The organism is Ectopseudomonas oleovorans (assembly GCF_029845265.1).
Classification (GTDB): domain Bacteria; phylum Pseudomonadota; class Gammaproteobacteria; order Pseudomonadales; family Pseudomonadaceae; genus Aquipseudomonas; species Aquipseudomonas oleovorans.
Genome location: NZ_JAOCLK010000046.1, coordinates 1 through 24,469 on the forward strand (window position 1 = coordinate 1; position 24,469 = coordinate 24,469).

Sequence of the window (24,469 nt, forward strand, 5' to 3'; positions counted from 1 at the left end):
CGGTTGACGCCCAAGCGGTTGCTTTCAGAGCACGCCATGCTGCGTCCTGCCCGTGACCAAAGACACAGAGAATACCGAACTCGACCGCGCCTGGCATGCATCCTTGGCTTGCCCACTCCGATCATGGCCTCAGCCCAACCTCATTAGCAGCCAACCTGTGAATCATTTTGCCATCAGATCAGGGCCGCGCGTATCCGCTGCTTCCAGCCAGATACTCTGGCCTGATAGGCATCAGGCGGACCTTCTTTCGGGTGATGCACAGAGTGCAAAGGCTCACAGTACTTCGCCATGGTGCCTGGCCAGCGCAACGAGCCTTTCACTGTCTCCCTCAAGATTCTGTCTATGCATTTTCCTGCCTCAACACCGGCTTTGAAGCCCATGATCCGCGTTGACATGGTCTTCCGGTTGTCTGAGGTATCTATTTCTAGAAGGTAGCGTTGATCGCCGTTTTGTAGTTTGAACCTTGCCAGCAGATAGCAGCGTGATTTTTCGTGATCGATCATGTGGTAGCTGCAACGTGGAACGGGCGGCAGAGGCCTCACCTCCAGTGCTACCAGCGCAACTCCAGACTCTTGGGTGATTTGTTCAAGAATCTCTCGGAGCAGCGAGAAACGATCTGCAAGCCGTTCATGCTCGTCCCCATCACCCTCTCCCTCACCCAATTGTTGGAATTCTCCTGACGCTATGCTGCCCTCGCTCACAGGATCAGCCACACCGAAGAGTTGGCTTTCTCTGCTCGGGCATTGCTCGTCGTCGACCTTCTTGCCATGAGCGTTGGCACGCTCCCCGTTGTAGGCGATCTTGGTGCGCAGCTGAGCATCAAACGTGACTCCCTCAACGGGCAGGTGAATCAACCTCTGCTCCTTGGCAGCAGTCGGCTCTTCGTCAGTATCCACCTCCAACTCCTTGGCTCCCGATGGCACGGATACACAGCCTGTGCTATCTCCCCTGACGGGTAACTTGAGAGCAGGATGGTGGAAAAAAATATCACCGCGATGGCTAAACCGGAGCCCCTGGAGCTTTTCGATCTCCCAGACCAGCAATTCGTTGCTTTCCGGATCAAAGGGGCCTCGCACATCCATGGTGCTACCCGCGAGGGAAGGGGGTGCCATGAAGTCGAACTGCCACCTTGCATACGCCGAACCTTGCGGTACCCGCTCTTGCCTTTGGTTGAGGCTTTGCCAGATTGACTCGAAGGATCGCTTCACGTCCTGATTCAGCAGCAGCCAACTGAAATGGTCTCTGTATCCCTTGATTTTGAGAAGCTGACTTGGCGCACCTGTCTTCGGGGGCGTATGGATATGAACAACATCGCCCTCTCTGTAGACCGTGAAGGCCATGTCCAAGCCATTCGGTGCGAAGGCTGCACGGACGATGAAGGCAGCGTGGAAGAACATTTTTCGCGCCAGCTCGAATTTCGGCAGCCAGACGGTCAGACCATCGACCTCGAACACAAAGCATCGCTGTCCAGATATCTCAGGATTTGCAGCAAGCCTTCTGGCCAGACGTGGGCACTCACCCAACTGCCGTTCCCGCCAGGTATCTATTGCAGGAAGCACCACCGTCTTCTTGAAACCACTGGGACGATAAGGAGCCCCTTCTTCGCCAAGAAACTCGCGACCAACGGCTAAGACACACGACATCTCCTGTGCGAACCGCTGCAACTGCAACTTACCGTTACGCTCAAAGAGAGCCGCCAAGCGCCACTCGGCTGCCGGAGTCGGAGCCCTGAAAAAATTTCCAACGGCCAGCAACCTGGATCCGTTCGGGATCTGACGAAATACTGTCCTATTCAATCCATCTTCCTATCAATCGAATGAGCGCAGTGGTCAGTGGTGCCATCCTGCTTTTTTCCAATCCACAACGCCTTTCCAGCTCCCAGCGTCTGGACTTTATACCGGTCTGTACATCCTCCAGCATCGCTGCAGTCAGACGACGGATCTGATACTCGCCGACGGACTCGGCATAGCGATCCAAGAAGGTGCGGCATAAAGGCAGTTGATCGAGACGGTGCTCGACTGATGCCCGATGGGGTAGCTGCTGCAGGAACCAGTTGCGACTCCTGCGCGGAAGGCTCCGGTCTTCTTCGCTGTCTCTGCCAATTCGGATCAGCAGGCGTACCAGCTTTCTGTCCCGCGCTTGCCAGTCAACATGGCTGTTGTTGCCCTGTCGGCGCGGTCTGGCCTGATTTGCAGCCATCAGCCAGCTTCGGTCATGACGATAGAGCCAGGCGTAACATGCCTCTCCTCCGTTATGCCTGGCAGCCTTGGCGCCACCGTGATTAGCCAGTGCTTGCAGCCAAACGGCTCGGTATTGCTGCTTTTGTTCAAACTCAGCGGGAAGCAGCTGCACTGACCGGTCGGAGGCAAGGTCGACCTGGCGAGTCTTCGCCTCGCTGATCAGCTCGCCAGCATGCTGGCCGGGGCGCAGACTGGTCCAGACAATCAGATGCTGCAGCGCACTGAATCCCTTACGATGCTTCCTGAACATCGCCAACAGCCAGGGCGGAGGCTCCCCGGATGTCAGCAGACCGTTCGCAGCAAGCCAATCCCTGCGATGGGATGCCAGGATCTTCTCCCAGATGACTTCAGCCCTGACCTGCCGGCCGCGCCTGGCGCCGCACTCTGTAGCCAGGTACCGGTACAGGTTGGTCCAGCGTCCGTAGCCAGGCGATTGCACCTCTTCGAGCGCCAGCAGCTGCATAGCAGCCTTGGCGAGCCTGATAGCCTCTTCGCCCACGGGACTCACGCGAAGATCAAGGGGCAGAAACAGTGGAGAGGCTGGATGAAACTCGTGCCGCTGCGCTCGACGGAACGGGATAGGTGAGTTCAGGAGCTGACAGCCATGCTCGGGACAGGCATCTATCCCTTGAATCTGCCAGCTACGCCGCCAGTAGGGTTCACCGTAGCGCGCAGCCATATCTTCAAAGCAGATCGGGCAGTAACGCAGCCAATCGGGCCACTTGACCAAGGCCGTCGAGGCCCCAGACAGACCAATCGTCGGCCGGTCGGGAGCAAGCATGGCCTGAAAAAGATCGGTACGGCGCTCCGGCGGAATGAAAGGGGCATAGAGCGGGAACAGCGTGTGATTCAGGATCATGCCTTCCGCATCTAAGCCCGTGTTGTTCGCCAACGCAGTAAGGTGTGTAGGCAGATCGGTAATCGCGGCAACCTTGCTGTCACCGAAAAGCATGTGCAGCAAGGTCTTGTGGTTGCCTATCCCCAGATGTACCCGGCACCGGGCAATACCGCTGTAAAGCAGTTCGTCCGGGTAGAGCCTGGGGAAGTACATTTCAGCTCGCTCTCAGCAGAGGCCGCAGATCGAGGATCAAGCCAGCCTGCTTGAATCTGTCATAGGCCTCGCTTTCAGGCCCATCGGCATAACGTCGGCGCAGATCCTCCTCGGATAGGCACCCCCACTCCGTCCGCTTAACTCTGGAAATGCCGGGCCTCTTGGGAGCGTCCTGCGCGAGGTAGGCCGTGGCCTTGTGAATCAGGGCCGCCAGCGGGATGTCCGGATTCTCCGCCAACAATTCATCGGCCATGGGAATGGCGATGTCCCTCGGGATTTCCATACCTTCGAGCAGGGCGGCCAGCCGCTTTGCCTTGTCATCTGCCGGAGGGGCCGGCGGTTTAGGTTGGGGGACGCTATCCAGAGAGCGAGTCAGGGTCAGCAACCGTCCCTCGATCTCTGGCATCAGCAGGTCGTCATATTTGGCGATCAGCTCGGGCCTACCGCTCCGCAAGGCCGCTAGCATCGGATGGACCGGTTTGAACTCGTCCTCGAAAACCCTGCGCAGCAACAGCGGCTTGATGCACTCGACACCTGTCACTATCGCCCGGATCTGCGCCAGCGCGAACAGCTTGATGACGATGTCCATGACCCCTTGGGTGAGGTCGTACATCGTAGCCTCCAGTTCATCATCCAGCGGCGCCGCATTTCGCAGCCACTGATACTTCCAGAGCCGCTTCAACAGACGCTTCCAATGCTCGTCCCGAGGCAACCTATCCCAGCGGATGCTGCCCAACCCGGAGACCCGCCGAGCAGCCCGGAACGTGCGCTGGAAGAACTTGCTGGCCCGGTGGGTGCCGACCTGAATGATCGGAACACCGATGGTGTTTACCAGCGACACGAAGAAATTATGCATTTTTTCGGCACCACCGGAGCGTGCCTCGTTGAGGTTCTGAACCTCGTCGATGATCAGCACTCCGAGCGCGTGCAGATTGGCTACCTGGCACATGGATGCCAGCAGACGTTTGGTACCCAGCTTCTTGCGTCCGTGGCTACGGCTGTAGTAGGTACCCAGGATCTTGTCTACTTCGTTGAAGAAGCTCAGGCACAGCTCATCCAAGTCACCGTCAATTGGGCAGTCGACCTTCAGATAGACCAGTTGAGTGATGTTGTAATCAGGGTGATGGAGGGCTTGGGGGTACATGCTCAGAATCCGCTCCAGCGTGCGCGTCTTGCCGCAACCGGAGCAGCCGAACAGCGACAGGCTGTTGGCCGTAGAGGAGACACTCTGGTACACCGCCGCATCCAGATCCTCCTCTTCGACACGGCGATAGCCATTCTGCAGGTGCGCATACCAGGCACCACTGGCCGGATTCCGACCGATGTACCCTTGACGGATCATCAGGCTGATCTTGCTCTCCAGCTCCAAGTGATGGCTCAGCGGCTGGAAGAAGCCGTGCAACAGGCGGGCAATTGCATGTGCCCTGAGCCGACCATCCAGAAGCGCCTCCTGCGGCTCGAAACCGGGAAGCTGCTGCAATAGACCGACCACCTCCTGCAGATCAGGAATCGGAGGCAATGCGCTGATGAGCGGATTGTCCTGATACTCAGGAAGCTGCTGCTCCTGGTAACGCGCCAGGGGAATGACTCCGCGCTGGAATTCTTCAGTCATCCTCTTCCTCCTTGAATATCAGGTCACTGAGATCTGGGAAGGCATAATCTTCCTGCTTCTCGCCCCGCAGTGGGATCACCTCGGCTGGCTTTTTCTGCTGTGATTTCTCCAGTTTGAATGCTGTTTTCTGGCGTTCCTGGCGCTTTTCCTGCTGCTTGTTCTCGCGGATCTGGGTTCCCAGATCCTTCGTGGTCATACCCGTTTTGACCGGACTGGCATCCTCTGCCTGGGCAACGATGGACTCGATCTGCTTCAGAAGATTGCCTCTCTCTACCAAAGCTTCCGCCGCCGCGTTGGTATCGCTACGCCGTTCCTCTCTGGACAGCATCCAGACATCCCAGAAGGTCATCCCCCTGAAGCGTCGACTGCGGTCGGCAAGATCGCAAACCCAGTAGTCCTTGAGACTATTGGATGGCCGCAGGTAGATGTGGTCGGCGCTACGCGGATCGTATGCGACCGTTACCCCTGTCGGCCGGCGCCCCTGACCTCGGTGAAACCAACCCTCCCTGATTGCTTCCTGGCAGGTGTAGAAGCAGCCGAACAGCCTGATTCCCAGCTCCGAAACCGTGGCCGACTCATGGGGCAAAAGATTGATCCGCACCAGCTCCTCGGGCGCAGTACGTAACCGGCCGGTCAGGTTGGCCAAGCCCCAGTTCCATAGCATGACTGGGATGGCTGGCAGATCGCCCGGCATACCAGAGGTCCTGTCGTATTTGCTCAAGGTGTGAAAGTTGTTGTGGTAGAGGATGCCGGCAATGATGATCTGGGTGAACTCGGGCAAGGTCAGACTGGCATCAAGCCTGTAGTCGTGGCCACCCCGCTTCCGGCTGGTGGTGTGCTCGACCACACCGCTGGCATAGGGCTTGAAACGCTCTTGCACCGTCCGGAAATAACGTTCGACGATCCCCTTGGCATCTCCTCGCCTGGCCGGTGCATTCTCGATGCGAACGCCGAAGGCTTGGGAAAATGCTTCCACCTTGGTGCCATTCAGTTCGCCCTTATCAGCCAGCACCACATCCGGCAAGCCTTTGACCGGCCAGTCGCTGGCATCGATCTCCACGCCATACTGACGGCAATACTCAACCTTGTCGGCGACCGTATTGGCCAATGCCACCATGGCACTGACCCAGGAGGGGCCTTCGAATCCGACATACATGCCAACGACCATGCGGCTGAACACGTCGATCACCATATACACAACGGGCCTGCCGACAGTGAGGCTACGGTCATGCTCTGAAACCAGATAGATGTCGGCAATAGTAGCGTCGATCTGGTAACGGTATCCGGGACCAAGTGTTTCGGCCGTCGAGGTGCTGCTGATTGGGCGAATGTCCTTGGCGAAATCCACTGCGGACATCCTGTGCGGCAATGTTTCGGTGAAGTGGTATTCGCGTCTGTAGAAGTAACGGAATTGCTCCAAGGTCGGCAGCTCTGTGGCCGATAGTTTCGGTAGCGCTGCACGAAGCAGGTTCAATCCTGAAGCATAGGCATCTGGAATGGGTGGATGCTTTTCCTTAAGCAAGCGCAGCTCGATAACCCGGCGAAAAATACGCTCCATGTCTGGTGTGACGTTGCTTCCCCGCCCCTCTCTCACCACCCTTGGTCTGCCTAGCTTGGCCTGGCTCGGCTTTCGCCGCTGACCTCGAGCACCCGAATTGACGTAGTCCGGCAACAAGGCGTTCCTGCACATCCCCCGCTGCCAGAAACGTCTCAACAACCTATATACAGTCTGCTTGGTAACACCATGCCGTTCCATAATGCCTATAACGATTTGCCCTCTGGATCGGCGCACGAATAACTCTGGATCTTGGACGACCTCCGCCAGCATTTCCCAGAGTTCATCGCGCTTCTGCTGGTCAAGTGAGCCGTCTTCTACTTCCCGCAGGACGGTATCCTCGAACGGGTCGTCAATGCACTCCAACTCCCTACCAATGAGCAGCTGTTCCAGCTCTGCAACCTGTATTGGCTCGGGTAGCGCCGTGTCCGAATCGATGTCGATCCAGACCGCCTGCTCGGTGCCAGACCAGAGCAAGCGCTTGCGCAGCTCTCCCATCCGGAAAACCTGATTAACGGGCAACATGGTTCAACCCCTGCAACGTCTGGTTAGGGTTACCAGCCAGATCTTTCGGTTTCAGCTCCCGATAGGGCTTGCCGATGTCGAACAGGAAACAGTGCCTAGCCAGCAATTGCCGCAGCCAATACAGCGCCTGGCCGGACTCAAGTTGACCGGAGGCATCTAGTCCCTGGGCAATAGCTATCAGCTTCCAGTCGGGATGACGCTGAAATTCGTGCAGGAACAGCTCCCGATAGTGTGCGAGGTCGTCCAGGGATATGTCGTCTTCAGCCTGGGCGGGATAGAGCCATTGGATATTGGAAAATGCCTCCCTGGATACCTCGCGCTCCGTGACGATGACCCAGGGAATGCCTTTCTCCTGCCAGTAGCGTCTTTCGAGCTCTAGTCTTTCAATTACTTCTGGCCTCTGCAGGTCTGCACTGTACTTGGCCTGTATCGCAACGGTAGGCCGTTTCGGGTCGTCAAAGTCCACCAGGAAGTCGCTAGTCAGCACCTGCGGGGTGCTCTGGTAGTGGCCATGCGGAAGGCCAAACTCCTCGGCGATCCGCACGGTGTCATCGACCCGCATTGGAAACTGTTCCCGAATGTCGGTGACGTGGAAAGACCAGTCCAGAGTCAGGAAAATAGCTAGCTCAAGATCGGATAGGAGATGGTGCAGCCGACGGGTCTTGCTGCCGGGTAGGCGGTGAGAACGTCCCAGAGAGGACACATCTCTGGTGTAGATGAACGGCTTGTAGTCCGGCCCGTGACCTTGGCCACGGCCTTCCTTGAGCCTTCTGTCGATCTGAGCCTGGTTCAGCCCCTTGAATGTCCCAGCCATGAGAAAACCAACATCCGTTGCGTCGATAAACTCAACATAGCGGATGCTGGATTAGGATGAAACTTTATTTGTATGGATGACACTCTATTTTCATGGATGAAACTTTATTTTCATCCCACAACGGGCTTTTTCTTCCCAGGCGGCCTTATTCGACCGTGACGCTTTTCGCCAGATTACGCGGCTGGTCGACGTCGGTGCCCTTGAGTACGGCGACGTAGTACGACAATAGCTGCAGCGGCACGGTGTAGAGGATCGGCGCGAGCAGGTCGTGGATATGCGGCATGGCCACCACGTGGGTGCCCTCGCCGTTGCTCATGCCGGCCTGCTGATCAGCGAAGACGATCAGTTCGCCACCCCGTGCACGCACTTCCTGCAGATTGGATTTGAGCTTTTCCAGCAGCTCGTTGTTCGGCGCGACTGTGACCACCGGCATGTCGGCATCCACCAGGGCCAGAGGACCGTGCTTGAGCTCGCCGGCCGGGTAGGCCTCGGCGTGGATGTAGGAGATTTCCTTGAGCTTGAGCGCGCCCTCCATGGCCACCGGATACTGCGCGCCACGGCCGAGGAACAGGCTGTGGTGCTTCTCGGCGAACAGTTCGGAGATTTTCTCTACGGTCTTGTCCATGGCCAGGGCTTCGCCCAGACGGGTCGGCAGGCGACGCAGTTCGTCTACCAGTTGCGCTTCCAGCGCCTTGTCCAGGGTGCCGTGGACCTGGCCGAGGGCCAAGGTCAGCAGCATCAGGCCGACCAGCTGGGTGGTGAAGGCCTTGGTCGAGGCCACACCGATTTCCGGGCCGGCCTGGGTCAGCAGGCACAGGTCGGATTCGCGTACCAGCGAGCTGGTGCCGACGTTACAGATCACCAGGCTGGCCAGGTAGCCGCCCTGACCCGGCACCTTCTCCTTGGCGTTGCGCAGTGCGGCGAGGGTGTCGGCGGTTTCGCCGGACTGCGAGACGCTGACGAACAGGGTGTCCGGCTGCACTACCACCTTGCGGTAACGGAATTCGCTGGCCACCTCGACCTGGCAGGGAATGCCAGCCAGCTCTTCCAACCAGTAACGGGCGACCATACCAGCGTGGTAGCTGGTACCGCAGGCGACGATCTGCACGTTCTTGACCTTGGCAAACAGCTCGGCCGCCTGCGGGCCGAAGGCCTGCACCAGTACATGATCGCTGCCCAGACGGCTTTCCAGGGTGCGTTGCACCACCTTCGGTTGCTCGTGGATTTCTTTGAGCATGAAGTGGCGGTACTCGCCCTTGTCGGCGGCTTCGGCACCTTCGTGGTACTGCACGGCTTCACGCTGCACCGGATTGCCACTCGCGTCCCAGATCTGCACGCCGTCGCGGCGGATTTCGGCGATATCGCCTTCTTCCAGGTACATGAAACGGTCAGTGACCTGGCGCAGGGCCAACTGGTCGGAGGCGAGGAAGTTTTCCCCCAGACCGAGACCGATCACCAGCGGGCTGCCACTGCGCGCAGCGAGCAGACGATCCGGCTGTTTGGCACTGATCACGGCCAGGCCGTATGCGCCGTGCAGTTCCGGGATTGCAGCCTTGAGCGCGGCCGCAAGGTCGCCGAACTGCTGCAGCTTGTGCTCGAGCAGGTGGACGATGGTTTCGGTGTCGGTATCGGAGCTGAAGACATAGCCCAGGCCCTTGAGGCGCTCACGCAGCGCTTCGTGGTTCTCGATGATGCCGTTGTGCACCACGGCCAGATCCTGGCCGGAGAAGTGTGGGTGAGCATTACGCTCGCTCGGCGCACCGTGGGTGGCCCAGCGAGTGTGGGCGATGCCCAGACGCCCGGCCAGCGGCTCGGCGTCCAGCGCAGCCTGCAGTTCGCTGACCTTGCCGACCCGGCGACGGCGATCCAGTGCACCCTGCTCGGTCAGCAGCGCTACACCGGCGCTGTCGTAACCGCGGTATTCCAGGCGCTTGAGGCCTTCGACCAGGACAGGGGTGATATTGCGCTCGGCGATGGCGCCTACGATTCCACACATGGGGCTCTCCTTAGTTTTCCAGCGGCGCGAGGATCAGCTGGATGCCACGCGCGCGTATCTGTTCGGCGGCCTGGGTATCCAGGCGCTCGTCGGTAATCAGGGTGTGGAGGCTGCTCCAGGGCAGTTCCAGATTGGGAATGCGCCGGCCGATCTTGTCGCTCTCGACCATGACGATGACTTCGCGAGCCACCTCGGCCATCACCCGCGACAGACCGAGCAGCTCGTTGAAGGTGGTGGTACCACGCTCCAGGTCGATGCCGTCGGCGCCAATGAACAGTTGGTCGAAGTCGTAAGAACGCAGCACCTGTTCGGCCACCTGGCCCTGGAAGGATTCCGAGTGCGGATCCCAGGTACCGCCGGTCATCAGCAGCACCGGCTCGTGTTCGAGTTCGCGCAGGGCGTTGGCCACATTGAGCGAGTTGGTCATCACCACCAGCCCGGGCTTGTAGCCAAGCTGCGGGATCATCGCTGCCGTGGTGGTGCCGCTGTCAATGATGATCCGCGCGTGCTCGCGGATGCGCGCCACGCCGGCACGGGCAATCGCCTGTTTGTGCGGGGAAACGAACTGCGTCGGCTCGCTGATCAGCTCCTGCGGCACCGGCACCGCGCCGCCGTAGCGACGCAGCAGCAGGCCGTTCTTTTCAAGAGCGGCGAGGTCCTTGCGAATGGTCACTTCGCTGGTGGCGAAGTGCTGGGCCAGGGCGTCCACGCTCACTTCGCCCTGCTCGGCGAGCAAGGCGAGGATGGTGTGACGACGTTGCGGCGTGTTGCGCTTCGACATGCTTAAGTTTCGATTCGAAAGATAATGGCGCGAATCAAAACATATGATCGAAAAGCCCGCAAGCGTCCGTCGATCAGTTCAATGTCAGTTTGACCCCGAAGCCGACCAGGCACAGCCCCGCCAGCTTCTCGAGACCACGGGCGATACGCGGGTTGGAGCGCATGCGCTCGGCGAGAAAGTGCGTCAGCAGTACGACGAGCAAGCCGTAGAGAAAGGTCAGCGCCATGATGGTCACGGCCATGAAACCGAACGTAATCAAGCCCTGATGCCGCTGCGGATCGATGAACAGCGGGAAGAAGGCAATATAGAAAATGATGGCCTTGGGGTTGAAGACCGTGATCACCAGGGTTTGCCAGAGGTACTGGCGCGGCTTGATCTCCAGTGTCGGCGCCGCCCCCGGCTTGGCCAGGATCATGCGCAGGCCGAGGTAGACCAGATAGCCGGCGCCAAGCCATTGCACCAGATGGAAGGCTGCCGGATAGGCCTTGAGTAGCGCGGCGACACCGGCTACCGCCAACCACAGCAACACCTGATCACCGAAGATGATGCCGAAAGTCGAGGCCAGACCACCGCGGATGCCGCCCTTGCCCGTGGAGAGAATCAAGGCCAGGTTACCCGGCCCGGGAATGGCCAGAAGAATGATGAAGGCCACCACGAAGGCAGCGTAATCCGTCACACCGAGCATACAGGACTGTCTCCGGCAGGTTATCCACAGGCCCGGTCACCCAGACCCGATCGGGTTCACTTCTTGGTGGGGCGCTTCCAGCCTTCGATATTGCGCTGCTTGGCCCGACCCACTGCCAGCATATCGGCCGCCACATCGCTGGTCACTACCGAACCGGCACCCGTGGTCGCACGGTCGCCCAGCGTGACAGGCGCCACAAGGGCACTGTTGGAGCCGATGAATACGTCCTCGCCCATAATGGTGCGGAACTTGTTGGCACCGTCGTAGTTACAGGTGATAGTGCCGGCGCCGATATTGCTGCGCGCACCGATCTCGGCATCGCCCAGATAGCTCAGGTGGCCGGCCTTGGCGCCCTGCCCCAGCACGGCGTTCTTCAGCTCGACGAAGTTACCCACATGAGCCTTGGCGCCCAGTTTGGTGCCGGGACGCAGGCGGGCGAACGGACCACAGTCGGCGCCCTCGCCCATCTCGGCACCTTCCAGGTGGCTGTTGGCCTTGACGATGGCGCCCTTGCGCAGCACCGAGTCCTTGATCACGCAGTTGGGGCCGATCTGCACATCGTCCTCGATCACTACCTTGCCTTCGAGGATGACGTTGATGTCGATGGTCACGTCGCGGCCAATGCTGACTTCGCCACGCACATCGAAACGATGCGGATCGCGCAGGGTGACGCCCTGGGCCATCAGGCGGCGGGCCATCCGCTGCTGGTAATGGCATTCGAGCTGCGCGAGCTGAATGCGGTCATTGGCACCCAGCACTTCCATCTCGTCGGCGGCACGCTCGGTGGCCACGGTCAGGCCATCGGCAACGGCCATGGCGATCACGTCGGTCAGGTAGTACTCGCCCTGGGCGTTGCTGTTGGACAGACGCCCCAGCCAGTCGGCCAGGCGCTTGCCCGGTACGGCGAGGATGCCGGTATTGCCTTCGCGGATCTGCCGCTGCGCGTCGCTGGCGTCCTTGTGCTCGACGATGGCCTGCACCACGCCGGCCTCATCACGGACGATACGGCCGTAACCGGTCGGGTCAGCCAGCTCGACGGTGAGCAGGCCCAACTGATCATCGCTGACCAGGGCCAGCAGGCGCTGCAGGGTGGCAGGCTCGATTAGCGGCACGTCGCCATAGAGAATCAGCACGCGCTCGGCGCTGAGCTGTGGCAGAGCCTGAGCCACGGCATGGCCGGTACCCAGCTGCTCGGCCTGGATGACGAAATTCAGGTCATCGGCGGCCAGGCGCTCGCGCACGGTGTCGGCGCCATGCCCGATCACCACCTGGATGCTCTGCGGCTGCAGGCTGCGTGCGGTGTCGATGACATGCCCGAGCATGGGTTTGTCGGCGACCGGGTGCAGTACCTTGGGCAGCGCCGAACGCATGCGCGTGCCCTGGCCAGCGGCAAGAATGACGATATCCAGACTCATAGAAAGCTCCTTGCTGGGCAAGAGTTGGCCGCGGCCAGAGGGCCGCGCGAAGAAAGCGCTATTTTGCCAGAAACGTAAAGGGGCGACCTAAGTCGCCCCTTTACGTGATACCGCGATACGCGATCAGCGGATGCGGCCGCCGAACTTCTTGCGCATTTCTTCGATGGTGCGCAGCTGGGCAGCTGCCTCGGCCAGGCGTGCTGCCGCACTGCCGTAGTCGAACTCGGTGCCCTTTTCGCTCAGCGCCTTCTCGGCCGCCTTGCGCGCCTCGATGGCGGCGGCTTCATCCAGGTCGCCGGCGCGAACAGCGGTGTCGGCAAGTACCTTCACCATGCTCGGCTGAACCTCCAGGAAGCCACCGGAGATGTAGAACACCTCCTCGGTGCCACCCTGCTTGATCACTCGCACCGGACCCGGCTTGAGATCGGTCAGCAGCGGGGTGTGGCCCGGCAGGATACCCAGGTCACCGAGGTGACCGTGGGCGATGACCATTTCCACCAGCCCCGAGAACAGCTCTTCTTCCGCACTGACGATATCGCAGTGGACTGACATAGCCATAACAATGCCTCGGTTGAGAGGCCGGATCGGGCTGCTGCCCGCTCCGGCGCGGACGCCCTCTGGAGGGCGCACCCATTACTTACAGTTTCTTGGCTTTCTCGATGGCTTCGTCGATGCCGCCTACCATGTAGAACGCTTGTTCCGGCAGGTGGTCGTAATCGCCTTTGAGAATGCCGCTGAAGCCGGCAATGGTGTCCTTCAGGGACACGTACTTGCCCGGGGCACCGGTGAAGACCTCAGCCACGAAGAACGGCTGGGACAGGAAGCGCTGGATCTTACGAGCGCGCGCTACCAGCAGCTTGTCGTCTTCGGACAGTTCGTCCATACCCAGGATCGCGATGATGTCCTTCAGCTCCTTGTAGCGCTGCAGAACATACTGAACGCCACGAGCGGTCTCGTAGTGCTCCTGGCCGATCACGTTCGGATCCAGCTGACGGCTGGTGGAGTCCAGCGGGTCAACGGCCGGGTAGATACCCAGGGAAGCGATGTCACGGCTCAGTACGACGGTGGCGTCCAAGTGGGCGAAGGTGGTCGCCGGGCTCGGGTCGGTCAGGTCGTCCGCAGGTACGTAGACGGCCTGGATCGAGGTAATGGAGCCTTTCTTGGTGGAGGTAATACGCTCCTGCAGAACGCCCATCTCTTCGGCCAGGGTCGGCTGGTAACCTACTGCCGACGGCATACGGCCGAGCAGTGCGGATACTTCGGTACCGGCCAGGGTGTAACGGTAGATGTTGTCGACGAACAGCAGAACGTCACGGCCTTCGTCACGGAACTTCTCGGCCATGGTCAGACCGGTCAGCGCGACGCGCAGACGGTTGCCTGGTGGCTCGTTCATCTGACCGTAGACCAGGGCTACCTTGTCGAGAACGTTGGAGTCCTTCATCTCGTGGTAGAAGTCGTTACCCTCACGAGTACGCTCACCTACACCGGCGAACACGGAATAACCGCTGTGCTCGATGGCGATGTTACGGATCAGTTCCATCATGTTCACGGTCTTGCCGACACCGGCGCCACCGAACAGACCGACCTTACCACCCTTGGCGAACGGGCAGACCAGGTCAATAACCTTGATCCCGGTTTCCAGCAGGTCATTGCCACCGGCTTGCTCGGCATAGCTCGGTGCAGCGCGGTGGATTTCCCACTGCTCTTCTTCACCGATGGGGCCGGCTTCGTCGATCGGGTTGCCCAGCACGTCCATGATCCGGCCCAGGGTCGCTTTACCGACCGGTACGGAGATGGCCTTGCCAGTGCTGTTGACGTCCAGGCCACGCTTGAGGCCTTCGGTCGAACCCATGGCAATGGTACGTACCACGCCGTCGCCCAGCTGCTGCTGGACTTCCAGGGTGGTTTCAGCGCCCTGTACCTTCAGGGCTTCGTATACGTTCGGCACCTGATCGCGCGGGAATTCCACGTCGATAACGGCGCCGATGATTTGAACGATACGTCCGCTACTCATCTTTGGTTCCTCTGAATATTTGAACCGTTCTTAAACCGCGGCAGCGCCGCCGACGATTTCCGAAATTTCCTGGGTGATCGCTGCCTGACGCGCCTTGTTGTAAACCAGCTGCAGGTCTTTGATGAGATCACCGGCGTTGTCGGTTGCGTTCTTCATCGCGATCATCCGCGCAGCCTGTTCGCACGCGCTGTTCTCGACCACGGACTGATAGACCTGCGACTCGATGTAGCGTACCAACAGGGCATCCAGCAGTTGCTGGGCATCCGGCTCGTACACGTAGTCCCACATACCTTTCTGTACACCCTGCGCATCGCTGGCGGCCAGCGGCAGCAACTGCTGCACTTCCGGCTTCTGCGTCATGGTGTTGACGAACTTGTTCGACACCAGATACAGGCGGTCGATACGACCCTCGGCGTAGGCATCCAGCACGACCTTGACGCTACCGATCAGGTCGTTGATGGACGGTTCTTCACCCAGCTTGCTAATGGCGGCAACCACGTTGCCCCCGTTGCTGCGGAAGAAGCTCGCGCCCTTGCTGCCTACCACGCAGAAATCGGCCTCGACCTTCTGGTCGCGCCATTCCTTCAGGCTTTTCAACAACGCCTTGAACAGGTTGATGTTCAAGCCACCGCACAGACCACGATCCGAAGTCACCACGATATAACCGACGCGCTTTACATCACGCTCCACCATAAACGAGTGGCGGTATTCCGGGTTCGCGTTGGCCAGGTGACCAATCACCTGACGAATACGCTCGGCGTAGGGGCGACCGGCAGCCATGCGCTGTTGAGCCTTGCGCATTTTGCTGACCGCCACTTTTTCCATGGCGCTGGTGATCTTTTGCGTGCTTTTGATGCTCGCAATCTTGCTGCGAATCTCTTTTGCGCCTGCCATTTCACACCTTTTGGTTCAAGCAGGCGGGGGCCGAAGCCCCCGCTGCGGTTACCAGGTTTGGGTGGCCTTGAACTTCTCGATACCGGCTTTCAGGCCAGCGTCGATCTCGTCGTTGAAGTCACCTTTCTCGTTGATCTTCGCCATCAGGTCGGCGTAATCACGCTTGAAGAAGGCGATCAAAGCCTGCTCGAAGCTGATGACCTTGGCGACTTCGACGTCCTGCAGGAAGCCACGCTCGGCTGCGTACAGGGACACCGACATTTCGGCAATGGACATCGGCGCATACTGCTTCTGCTTCATCAGCTCGGTGACGCGCTGACCATGCTCAAGCTGCTTGCGGGTGGCTTCGTCCAGGTCAGAAGCGAACTGGGCGAAAGCAGCCAGTTCACGGTACTGAGCCAGAGCGGTACGGATACCACCGGAGAGCTTCTTGATGATCTTGGTCTGAGCCGCGCCACCGACACGGGATACCGAGATACCAGCGTTGACGGCCGGACGGATACCCGAGTTGAACATGGCCGATTCCAGGAAGATCTGACCGTCGGTGATCGAGATCACGTTGGTCGGAACGAACGCGGAAACGTCACCGGCCTGGGTTTCGATGATCGGCAGAGCAGTCAGGGAACCGGTCTTGCCCTTCACAGCGCCATTGGTGAACTTCTCGACGTACTCTTCGGAAACGCGGGAAGCGCGCTCCAGCAGACGGCTGTGGAGATAGAACACGTCGCCCGGGTAGGCTTCACGGCCTGGCGGACGGCGCAGCAGCAGGGAGATCTGACGGTAGGCAACGGCCTGCTTGGACAGGTCGTCGTACACGATCAGAGCATCTTCACCGCGGTCGCGGAAGTATTCACCCATGGTGCAACCGGAGTACGGCGCGAGGAACTGCAGGGCAGCCGATTCGGAAGCCGACGCTGCTACCACGATGGTGTTGGCCAGAGCGCCAGCCTCTTCCAGCTTGCGCACCACGTTGGCGATGGTCGATTGCTTCTGACCAATGGCGACGTAGACGCAACGGATGCCGCTGTCTTTCTGGTTGATGATGGCGTCGACGGCCAGAGCAGTCTTACCGATCTGACGGTCACCGATGATCAGCTCGCGCTGGCCACGGCCTACCGGGATCATGGCATCGACCGACTTGTAACCGGTCTGCACCGGCTGGTCGACCGACTTACGCCAGATCACGCCCGGCGCAACCTTTTCAACGGCGTCGCTAGCGGCGGCATTGATCGGGCCTTTGCCATCGATCGGGTTACCCAGTGCGTCGACAACGCGGCCCAGCAGTTCCGGACCAACCGGGACTTCCAGGATGCGGCCGGTGCACTTGGCGCTCATGCCTTCGGCGAGAGTCAGGTAGCTACCCAGTACCACGGCACCCACGGAGTCTTGCTCCAGGTTCAGGGCCATACCGTAGACGCCACCAGGGAATTCGATCATCTCGCCGTACATGACGTCGGCGAGGCCGTAAATGCGCACGATACCGTCGGAAACGCTGACGATGGTGCCTTCATTACGGGCTTGAGCGGTTACATCAAGCGACTGAATGCGCTGCTTGATGATTTCGCTAATTTCGGAAGGATTCAGTTGCTGCATGCCAGTTCCCTCAAATCAGGATTTCAACGCTTCGGCCAGCTTGTTCAGCTTGCCGCGGACCGAACCGTCGATGACCAGGTCACCTGCACGAATGACAACGCCGCCGATCAGGGCGGGATTGACCACGGGCTTGGGCTGGACGGTGCGATCGAGCCGCTTGGAAAGGGCGGCAGCCAGAGTTTGCAATTGTTCGGCATTAAGCTCGAAAGCCGACTCGACCTCGACATCGAGGGCGCGTTCGGCTTCAGCCTTCAGCACGGCAAATTGTTCGCGTACCACCGGCAACAGCGACAGTCGGTCGTTGCTGCCCAGCGAACGCAGGAAGTTGCTGAACGAAGCGTCGATGTGACCGGCACAAATCTGCGCCAGTACATTGACTTTCTGCTCATCGGTCAACGCCGGGTTGACCAACTGCTGAGCCACGGCCGGCGTCTGAACGGCAGCTGCCGACAACGACAGCATGTTCAGCCAGGCATCGGCCTGCTGTGCAGCACTGGCAAACTCAAACGCAGCTTTCGCGTAGGGCCGAGCGAGCGTGTTGGTATTGATCATCGCGAGCCTCGCTTAGAGTTGAGAGGCCAGTTTTGCGACCAGATCGTTGTGCACAGCGCCGTCCACGGTGGACTGCAGGATCTGCTCGGCGCCGATGACAGCCAGAGCTGCTACCTGTGCACGCAGTTGATCCTTGGCACGGTTCACTTCCAGATCGATTTCGGCTTTGGCGCCAGCGATCAGCTTTTCACCTTCGGAGCGGGCCTGAGCCTTGGCTTCTTCGACGATTGCGTTGGCGGTCTTGTTCGCCCGGTCGAGAATCTCGGCAGCTTGCTCTTTGGTTTCACGAAGCATCTGGGCAGCGCGTTCCTGGGCCAACTGCAGATCGCGCTCGGCGCGCCCGGCAGCATCCAGACCTTCTGCGATTTTCTTCTGGCGTTCCTGCATGGCCTGCGTCAGCGGCGGCCATACGAACTTCATGCAGAACCAGACGAAAATAGCGAAGGCAATCGTTTGACCGAACAGGGTCAGGTTAATGTTCACAGCGATTTACCTCGTGCTATCTCGTGTTCAGGGAAGAAAAGCCTGAAGAGGCAGCAGTGTTCTGCTGCCTCGAACTCAGGAACTCTTAACCCGCGACAACGAAGATCAGGTACATCGCGATACCCACACCGATCATCGGAACGGCGTCGAGCAGACCAGCCATCAGGAAGGTCTTGGTTTGCAGCTGCGGGCCCAGCTCAGGCTGGCGAGCGGTGGATTCCAGCAGCTTGCCGCCCAGCAGGGCGAAGCCGATACCGGTACCCAGGGCACCCAGACCGATCATGATGGCAGCGGCGATGTAGACGAGTTCCATAGTTAGCTCCAGAGTTTTTAGAGGTTAAGGTTACGAGTTAGGGGTTTTCGGGTTTTTCGATGTCGATCAGTGGTGATCTTCGTGCGCAGCACTCAGATACACCACGGTCAGCACCATGAAAATGAACGCCTGCAGCGGGATTACCAGGATGTGGAAGATAGCCCATGGCACGTTGAGACCCCACTGAACGTAGAAGGGCAGCAACGCGATCAGGATAAACACCACTTCACCGGCATACATGTTGCCGAACAGACGCAGGGCCAGGCTCAGCGGCTTGGTCAACAGGCCGATGATTTCCAGGAACAGGTTGAAAGGAATCAGCGCCCAGTGATTGAACGGGGTGAACGACAGTTCCTTGGTGAAGCCACCGATGCCCTTGACCTTGATGCTGTAGAAAATGATCAGCAGGAACACGCCCAGGGAGATACCGAAGGTACCGTTGGGGTCAGCGGTGGGAACGATCTTGAAGTACGGCAGGCCCAACAGCGAAGCCAGACCGGGAATGTAGTCGACCGGAATCCACTTCAGGCTGTTCATCAGGAACACCCAGACGAAGATAGTCAGGGCCAGCGGCGCAACCAGCGGGTTCTTGCCATGGAAGGTATCCTTGACGATACCCTCGACGAATTCGATGCACATCTCGGCCATGTTCTGAAGGCCGGTCGGTACACCGGTCACCGCGCGCTTGGCAGCCATGCGGAACAGGGTGACGAAGATCAGGCCCATGAACAGCGACCAGCCCAGGGTGTCCACATGGACAGCCCAGAAGCCCATGGCTTTCACTTCTTCCGGGGTCTGGGCAATGATCCAGCCCTTGTCCGGATGAGCGCCGTAGACCAGGTTCTGCAGGTGATGCTGGATATATTCTGCTGGGGTATCAGCCATAAACGCCTCAAACGGTCCAATGCTTCAGAAAACTTTCATGAGCAGGGGTGCACAGGCTGCTGCCAACAGGGCCAGCAGATAACCGATGAACAGCTGCATCGGTGCAAGTGGTTCAACCCCTACGAACGCCAGTGCAAACAGCACTGCCGTGATAATCCATTTACCCATGGCCCCGGCCCAGATCGACTGGACGATGGCTCGGGCCGAACGCGCGCCAAAATAACGAAAGGCCTTGAATGCAAAATACGCGTTGGCCAACAGGGCGATCAGCCCACCCAACAATGCCGAATAGGCCGCAACCCATCCGCCACTGATGGCAAAAACCACTGCAATTGCAGCCGTCACGATGGCCTGAAAAATCAGGATCGGAAAACCTGGCTGACGATGAAACGGGGCCTTACTCGGGATGCCCATCGACCTCTCCCTAAAAGCCACCGAATCTCGGCTCATAGCCGACAAAATAGCGCGGGGAGTATATGGGCCTGCCTACGCCTGATCAACCGTGCTGCAGTAGCAGTGGACCTGGACTATAGGCTGAATTGTTTCAACGAATGTGCGCCAGTACGCCCTGCAATTCGTCGAGTGAACTGTAACGGATCACCAGTTGTCCTTTGCCCTTGCTGCCGTGCTTGATCTGTACCGGCGAGCCCAGACGCTCTGCGAGCTTCTGTTCCAGGCGGCTGATGTCCGGATCGGCCTTGGCTTTAACCGGGGCCGGTTTGGCACTCAGCCACTGGCGCACCAGCGCCTCGGTCTGACGAACGGTCAGGCCGCGTGCGACAACGTGTCGCGCCGCTTCGACCTGCTGTTCCAGGGGCAAACCGAGCAGCGCACGCGCATGGCCCATTTCCAGATCGCCATGGGCGAGCAGGGTCTTGATCTCTTCGGGCAGGGCGATCAGACGCAGGAGGTTGGTGATGGTGACGCGGGATTTGCCGACGGCATCGGCGACCTGCTGCTGGGTCAGCTCGAATTCCTGCTGCAGGCGCTGCAGGGCCACGGCTTCCTCGATGGGGTTGAGGTCTTCGCGCTGGATGTTCTCAATCAGCGCCATGGCGATGGCGGCTTCATCCGGCAGATCCCGGACCATGGCCGGGATCTTGTCCTGACCAGCCAGTTGGCTGGCGCGCCAACGGCGTTCACCGGCAACAATCTCGAAACGGCCGTTACCGATGGGACGCAGCACGATGGGTTGCATCACGCCCTGGGCGCGGATGGAGGCGGCGAGTTCTTCCAGCGCAGTCTGGTCCATGTCGCGACGCGGCTGGTACTTGCCGCGCTGGATCAACTCCAGCGGCACGTATTGCAGCTCACGGGTATCGACCTGGGCGGCTTCTTCCTGCAATGCGCTGACGGTGTTGCCGCCAAGCAGGGCGTCCAGACCTCGACCCAGACCTCGTTTCTTCGCAGCCATGCGGATGTTCCTTAAGCGGTAGCGGTTTTCGCGGCGGCGCGCTGACGGCGCACCAGCTCGCCGGCCAAGGCCAGGTAGGCGATGGCACCACGGGATTGTTTGTCGTAGACCAGCGCCGGCATGCCGAAGCTCGGCGCCTCGGCCAGGCGCACATTGCGCGGAATCACGGCGTCATACAGCTTGTCGCCGAAGTGTTCCTTGAGCTGAGCGGTGACGTCGTTGGTCAGGCTGATACGCGGGTCGTACATGGTGCGCAGCAGACCTTCGATCTGCAGCTTGGGATTGAGCAGTTGGGCGATGCGCTGGATGCTGTTGACCAGATCGGACAAGCCCTCGAGCGCGTAATACTCGCACTGCATGGGGATGATCACGCCATCGGCGGCGACTAGGGCGTTGATGGTCAGCATGTTCAGCGACGGCGGGCAGTCGATGAGGATGTAATCGTAGTTCTCGCGGATCGGCGCCAGAGCATAACGCAGGCGGCTTTCCTTCATCTTCATTTCCAGCAATGCCACTTCCGCAGCGGTCAGATCGCGGTTGGCCGGCAGCAACTGGTAGCCACCGTGTTCGGAAAACTGCATGGCCTGGCCCAGGTCGCATTCGCCGATCAGCACGTCGTAGATCGAGTGCTCGAGGGCGTGCTTGTCGATGCCGCTGCCCATGGTCGCATTGCCCTGCGGGTCGAGGTCGATCAGCAGCACGCGGCGCTTGGTCGCTACCAGTGAAGCAGCCAGGTTGATGCACGTCGTGGTTTTGCCCACGCCGCCTTTCTGATTGGCGATCGCGAATACCTTGGCCATCTTCTTTCCCCTTAGACCGAGCGACGCAGTATCAACAGATGGCGTTGGCCTTGGCAACCGGGAACCCGCAACACGTGCGTGGCACTGAGACGGAAGTCCGTCGGCAGCGCCTGCAGCTCGTCATCCGGGTGCACGCCCTTCATCGCAAGCCAGTGCGTGTCGGCGTTGCCGAGGTGGCGCGTCCAGTTGCTGAAATCTTCCAGGCTGCTGAAAGCCCGCGAGCTGATGCCGTCGAAAGGCTGCTCCGGTCGATACGCTTCGACCCGGTTGTGGACAACCTCGAGGTTGGCGAGTTTCAGCTCCAGCTTCACCTGCACCAGAAAACGAGTCTTCTTGCCGTTGGAGTCGAGCAGCGTGAAGCGGCGCTCGGGGAACATGATCGCCAGCGGTACACCGGGCATGCCGCCGCCGCTGCCGACGTCAAGCCAGTTATCCCCAAGCTCGGCCACGAAGGGGACTACCGACAGGCTGTCGAGCAGATGGCGCGAGACCATCTCGTTGGGATCGCGCACCGCGGTCAGGTTGTAGGTCTTGTTCCACTTGATCAGCAGGCCCAGGTAGGCGAGCAGTTGTTCCTGTTGCAACGCGCTGAGCTCGATACCCAGTTCGCGGGCACCCTGCAGCAGTTCTTCGGCGTGACGCTGAGTGACCGACATCAGGCGCTCTGCTCCAGCTTCTGTCCGGCGCTACGTTTTTTCAGATGAATCAGCAGCAGGGAAATCGCCGCCGGGGTGACCCCGGGGATCCGTGAAGCCTGGCCAAGCGTGGCCGGGCGGGTATTGCCGAGCTTGAACTGGATTTCCTTGGACAACCCGGAAATGCTGCTGTAGTCCAGGTCTTCCGGCAGCTTGGTGTCTTCGCTGGCCCGCAGTTTGGCGATCTCGTCCTGCTGGCGGTCGATGTAGCCGGCGTACTTGGTCTTGATCTCGACTTGCTCGGCCACCTGGTTATCCACAACCGGCGCGTCGGTCAGTTCGATCAGCGTGGCGTAGTCGATCTCCGGGCGAGCTAGCAGGTTGAGCAGGTTGTATTCGTGGGCCAGCGGCGTGCCGAAGCGTGCTGCAATGGCATCGCCCTGCGGCGTGCCCGGGCGCACCCAGGTGTTCTTCAGGCGCTGCTCTTCCTGCACGATGCCTTCGCGCTTGGCTTCGAAAGCTGCCCAGCGCTCGTCATCGATCAGGCCCAGTTCGCGCCCCTTAGCGGTCAGGCGCAGGTCGGCGTTGTCCTCGCGCAGGATCAGCCGGTATTCGGCACGTGAGGTGAACATGCGGTACGGCTCCTGGGTGCCCAGGGTGATCAGGTCGTCGACCAGTACGCCGATGTAGGCTTCGTCACGACGCGGGCACCAGGCCTCCTTGCCCAGCGCGCGCAACGCCGCATTGCAGCCGGCCAGCAGGCCTTGGGCACCGGCTTCTTCGTAGCCGGTGGTGCCATTGATCTGCCCAGCGAAGAACAGGCCGGCGATGACCTTGGTTTCCAGGCTGTACTTGAGATCGCGCGGGTCGAAGTAGTCGTATTCGATGGCGTAGCCCGGACGCACGATATGCGCGTTCTCCATGCCACGGATGCTGCGCACGATCCCCAGCTGCACGTCGAACGGCAGCGAGGTGGAGATGCCATTGGGATATAGCTCATGGGTGGTCAGGCCTTCCGGCTCGATGAACACCTGGTGGCTGTCCTTGTCGGCGAAGCGATGGATCTTGTCCTCGATCGACGGGCAGTAGCGCGGGCCAACACCTTCGATCACCCCGGAGTACATCGGCGAGCGGTCGAGGTTGGCGGCGATGATCTCGTGAGTACGCGCGTTGGTATGGGTGATCCAGCAACTGATCTGCTTGGGCTGATGCTCACGCTTGCCGAGGAAGGACATCAGCGGCGTGGGTGTATCACCCGGTTGCTCGGTCATCACCGAGAAATCCACGGAACGACCGTCGATGCGTGGCGGCGTGCCGGTCTTCAGGCGACCGACGCGCAGTGGCAACTCACGCAGGCGATGCGCCAGAGCGATGGAGGGCGGATCACCGGCACGGCCGCCGGAGTAGTTCTGCAGACCAATGTGGATAAGTCCGCCGAGGAAAGTGCCTGTGGTCAAAACCACGGAATCCGCGTGGAACCTGAGGCCCATCTGGGTGACCACGCCCTTGACCTGAGCGTTTTCCACAATCAGGTCATCAGCAGCCTGTTGAAAAATCCACAGGTTGGCCTGGTTTTCCAGAATTTCGCGTACCGCAGCCTTGTACAGCACGCGGTCGGCCTGCGCACGTGTGGCGCGAACGGCTGGGCCCTTGCGGCTGTTGAGGATACGGAACTGGATGCCACCCTTGTCGGTAGCCGTGGCCATGGCACCACCAAGTGCATCGATTTCCTTGACCAGGTGGCTCTTGCCGATCCCACCGATGGCCGGGTTGCAGCTCATCTGGCCGAGGGTCTCGACATTGTGGGTGAGCAGCAGGGTCTTCACGCCCATGCGTGCTGCAGCCAGGGCTGCTTCGGTACCGGCATGACCGCCACCGATCACGATCACGTCAAAACGGGAAGGGAAATCCACCACGCACCTCGTGCCTGTTGAGAAGGGGTCTGAAAGAAAGGCGGCAAGTATAGGGACTTAAGGCTGCTGAATGAAGCCTTCTGCACAAAAAATAGCCAACCGGATAGCGCTGGACTTTCCCATCGACCTGCTTAACTGATCACCCTCTGACCCGTGAGAAATACGCTCAGGCTTATAAAGAATAGAAAGAGAGAATTTTTATAAAGCTTGTTCTTTATGTTTATGTATAGAGCAAGCCCTTTCTGTGGATAACCATCTGTAACCCTTGCTTTTAGAGGTGTATAGCGAATGATAAGCCT

Annotated in this window: 22 protein-coding genes; all 22 read right to left on the minus strand. The window is 59.8% G+C overall.

Translation table 11 applies throughout. The features are described from left to right. Positions 1-173 precede the first annotated feature (173 nt). Entirely contained in the window at positions 174-1,796 is a 1,623-nt protein-coding gene (locus tag N5J71_RS18715) for a Tn7-like element transposition protein TnsE (RefSeq protein ID WP_341795226.1), read from the minus strand. Beyond that, entirely contained in the window at positions 1,789-3,291 is a 1,503-nt protein-coding gene (locus N5J71_RS18720) for a TnsD family Tn7-like transposition protein (RefSeq protein ID WP_279917395.1), read from the minus strand. The genes N5J71_RS18715 and N5J71_RS18720 overlap by 8 nt, the downstream gene beginning before the upstream one ends. 1 nt (position 3,292) lies before the next feature. Then, positions 3,293-4,903 carry an ATP-binding protein gene (locus tag N5J71_RS18725; protein ID WP_045633445.1) on the minus strand — a complete coding sequence of 537 codons (1,611 nt, stop codon included), beginning with the start codon at positions 4,901-4,903 and terminating at the stop codon, positions 3,293-3,295. After that, positions 4,896-6,956, minus strand: a complete 2,061-nt coding sequence (locus N5J71_RS18730; protein WP_341795227.1) for a TnsB C-terminal domain-containing protein — start codon at positions 6,954-6,956, stop codon at positions 4,896-4,898. Before N5J71_RS18730 ends, N5J71_RS18725 begins: the two co-directional genes overlap by 8 nt. Positions 6,957-6,969: 13 nt before the next feature. Beyond that, positions 6,970-7,797: a TnsA endonuclease N-terminal domain-containing protein gene (locus N5J71_RS18735; RefSeq protein ID WP_279917397.1), complete on the minus strand. Its 828-nt coding sequence runs from the start codon at positions 7,795-7,797 to the stop codon at positions 6,970-6,972. A 145-nt stretch (positions 7,798-7,942) separates the two neighbouring features. Beyond that, positions 7,943-9,793, minus strand: coding sequence for a glutamine--fructose-6-phosphate transaminase (isomerizing) (glmS, locus tag N5J71_RS18740; protein WP_279917398.1), 1,851 nt, complete (start codon positions 9,791-9,793; stop codon positions 7,943-7,945). Positions 9,794-9,803: 10 nt separating this feature from the next. Continuing rightward, a complete protein-coding gene (locus N5J71_RS18745; RefSeq protein ID WP_279917399.1) occupies positions 9,804-10,574 on the minus strand; it encodes a DeoR/GlpR family DNA-binding transcription regulator in 771 nt (256 codons plus the stop codon). 73 nt (positions 10,575-10,647) lie between these two features. Further along, complete coding sequence (locus N5J71_RS18750; RefSeq protein WP_074856671.1) at positions 10,648-11,259, minus strand: LysE family transporter; 612 nt, start codon at positions 11,257-11,259, stop codon at positions 10,648-10,650. A gap of 56 nt (positions 11,260-11,315) precedes the next feature. Then, positions 11,316-12,674 (minus strand): bifunctional UDP-N-acetylglucosamine diphosphorylase/glucosamine-1-phosphate N-acetyltransferase GlmU, encoded by a 1,359-nt coding sequence (gene glmU / locus N5J71_RS18755; RefSeq protein WP_116620539.1) that lies wholly within the window; start codon positions 12,672-12,674, stop codon positions 11,316-11,318. A 123-nt stretch (positions 12,675-12,797) separates the two neighbouring features. Beyond that, entirely contained in the window at positions 12,798-13,232 is a 435-nt protein-coding gene (locus N5J71_RS18760; RefSeq protein WP_003465090.1) for a F0F1 ATP synthase subunit epsilon, read from the minus strand. Between the two features lie 79 nt (positions 13,233-13,311). After that, positions 13,312-14,688: a F0F1 ATP synthase subunit beta gene (atpD, locus tag N5J71_RS18765; protein WP_012020331.1), complete on the minus strand. Its 1,377-nt coding sequence runs from the start codon at positions 14,686-14,688 to the stop codon at positions 13,312-13,314. Between the two features lie 30 nt (positions 14,689-14,718). Then, positions 14,719-15,582, minus strand: coding sequence for a F0F1 ATP synthase subunit gamma (gene atpG, locus N5J71_RS18770; RefSeq protein ID WP_003465092.1), 864 nt, complete (start codon positions 15,580-15,582; stop codon positions 14,719-14,721). 48 nt (positions 15,583-15,630) lie between these two features. Then, entirely contained in the window at positions 15,631-17,175 is a 1,545-nt protein-coding gene (atpA, locus tag N5J71_RS18775; RefSeq protein WP_279917400.1) for a F0F1 ATP synthase subunit alpha, read from the minus strand. A 15-nt stretch (positions 17,176-17,190) separates the two neighbouring features. Further along, positions 17,191-17,727, minus strand: coding sequence for a F0F1 ATP synthase subunit delta (locus tag N5J71_RS18780; protein ID WP_003465094.1), 537 nt, complete (start codon positions 17,725-17,727; stop codon positions 17,191-17,193). 12 nt (positions 17,728-17,739) lie between these two features. Next, entirely contained in the window at positions 17,740-18,210 is a 471-nt protein-coding gene (locus tag N5J71_RS18785) for a F0F1 ATP synthase subunit B (RefSeq protein ID WP_257598368.1), read from the minus strand. A gap of 85 nt (positions 18,211-18,295) precedes the next feature. Beyond that, positions 18,296-18,523, minus strand: coding sequence for a F0F1 ATP synthase subunit C (atpE, locus tag N5J71_RS18790; RefSeq protein ID WP_003241387.1), 228 nt, complete (start codon positions 18,521-18,523; stop codon positions 18,296-18,298). Between the two features lie 66 nt (positions 18,524-18,589). Beyond that, positions 18,590-19,408: a F0F1 ATP synthase subunit A gene (gene atpB / locus N5J71_RS18795; RefSeq protein ID WP_084341358.1), complete on the minus strand. Its 819-nt coding sequence runs from the start codon at positions 19,406-19,408 to the stop codon at positions 18,590-18,592. A 24-nt stretch (positions 19,409-19,432) separates the two neighbouring features. Next, the gene (locus tag N5J71_RS18800; protein ID WP_084341357.1) at positions 19,433-19,822 is read right to left on the minus strand and encodes a F0F1 ATP synthase subunit I; all 390 of its coding nucleotides are present in this window, start codon (positions 19,820-19,822) and stop codon (positions 19,433-19,435) included. Between the two features lie 130 nt (positions 19,823-19,952). Beyond that, positions 19,953-20,822 (minus strand): ParB/RepB/Spo0J family partition protein, encoded by an 870-nt coding sequence (locus N5J71_RS18805; RefSeq protein WP_003465100.1) that lies wholly within the window; start codon positions 20,820-20,822, stop codon positions 19,953-19,955. An 11-nt stretch (positions 20,823-20,833) separates the two neighbouring features. Next, positions 20,834-21,622, minus strand: coding sequence for a ParA family protein (locus N5J71_RS18810; RefSeq protein ID WP_074856684.1), 789 nt, complete (start codon positions 21,620-21,622; stop codon positions 20,834-20,836). 11 nt (positions 21,623-21,633) lie between these two features. After that, positions 21,634-22,281 carry a 16S rRNA (guanine(527)-N(7))-methyltransferase RsmG gene (rsmG, locus tag N5J71_RS18815; RefSeq protein ID WP_279917405.1) on the minus strand — a complete coding sequence of 216 codons (648 nt, stop codon included), beginning with the start codon at positions 22,279-22,281 and terminating at the stop codon, positions 21,634-21,636. After that, the gene (mnmG, locus tag N5J71_RS18820; protein ID WP_279917401.1) at positions 22,278-24,170 is read right to left on the minus strand and encodes a tRNA uridine-5-carboxymethylaminomethyl(34) synthesis enzyme MnmG; all 1,893 of its coding nucleotides are present in this window, start codon (positions 24,168-24,170) and stop codon (positions 22,278-22,280) included. The genes rsmG and mnmG overlap by 4 nt, the downstream gene beginning before the upstream one ends. Between the last annotated feature and the right edge of the window lie 299 nt (positions 24,171-24,469).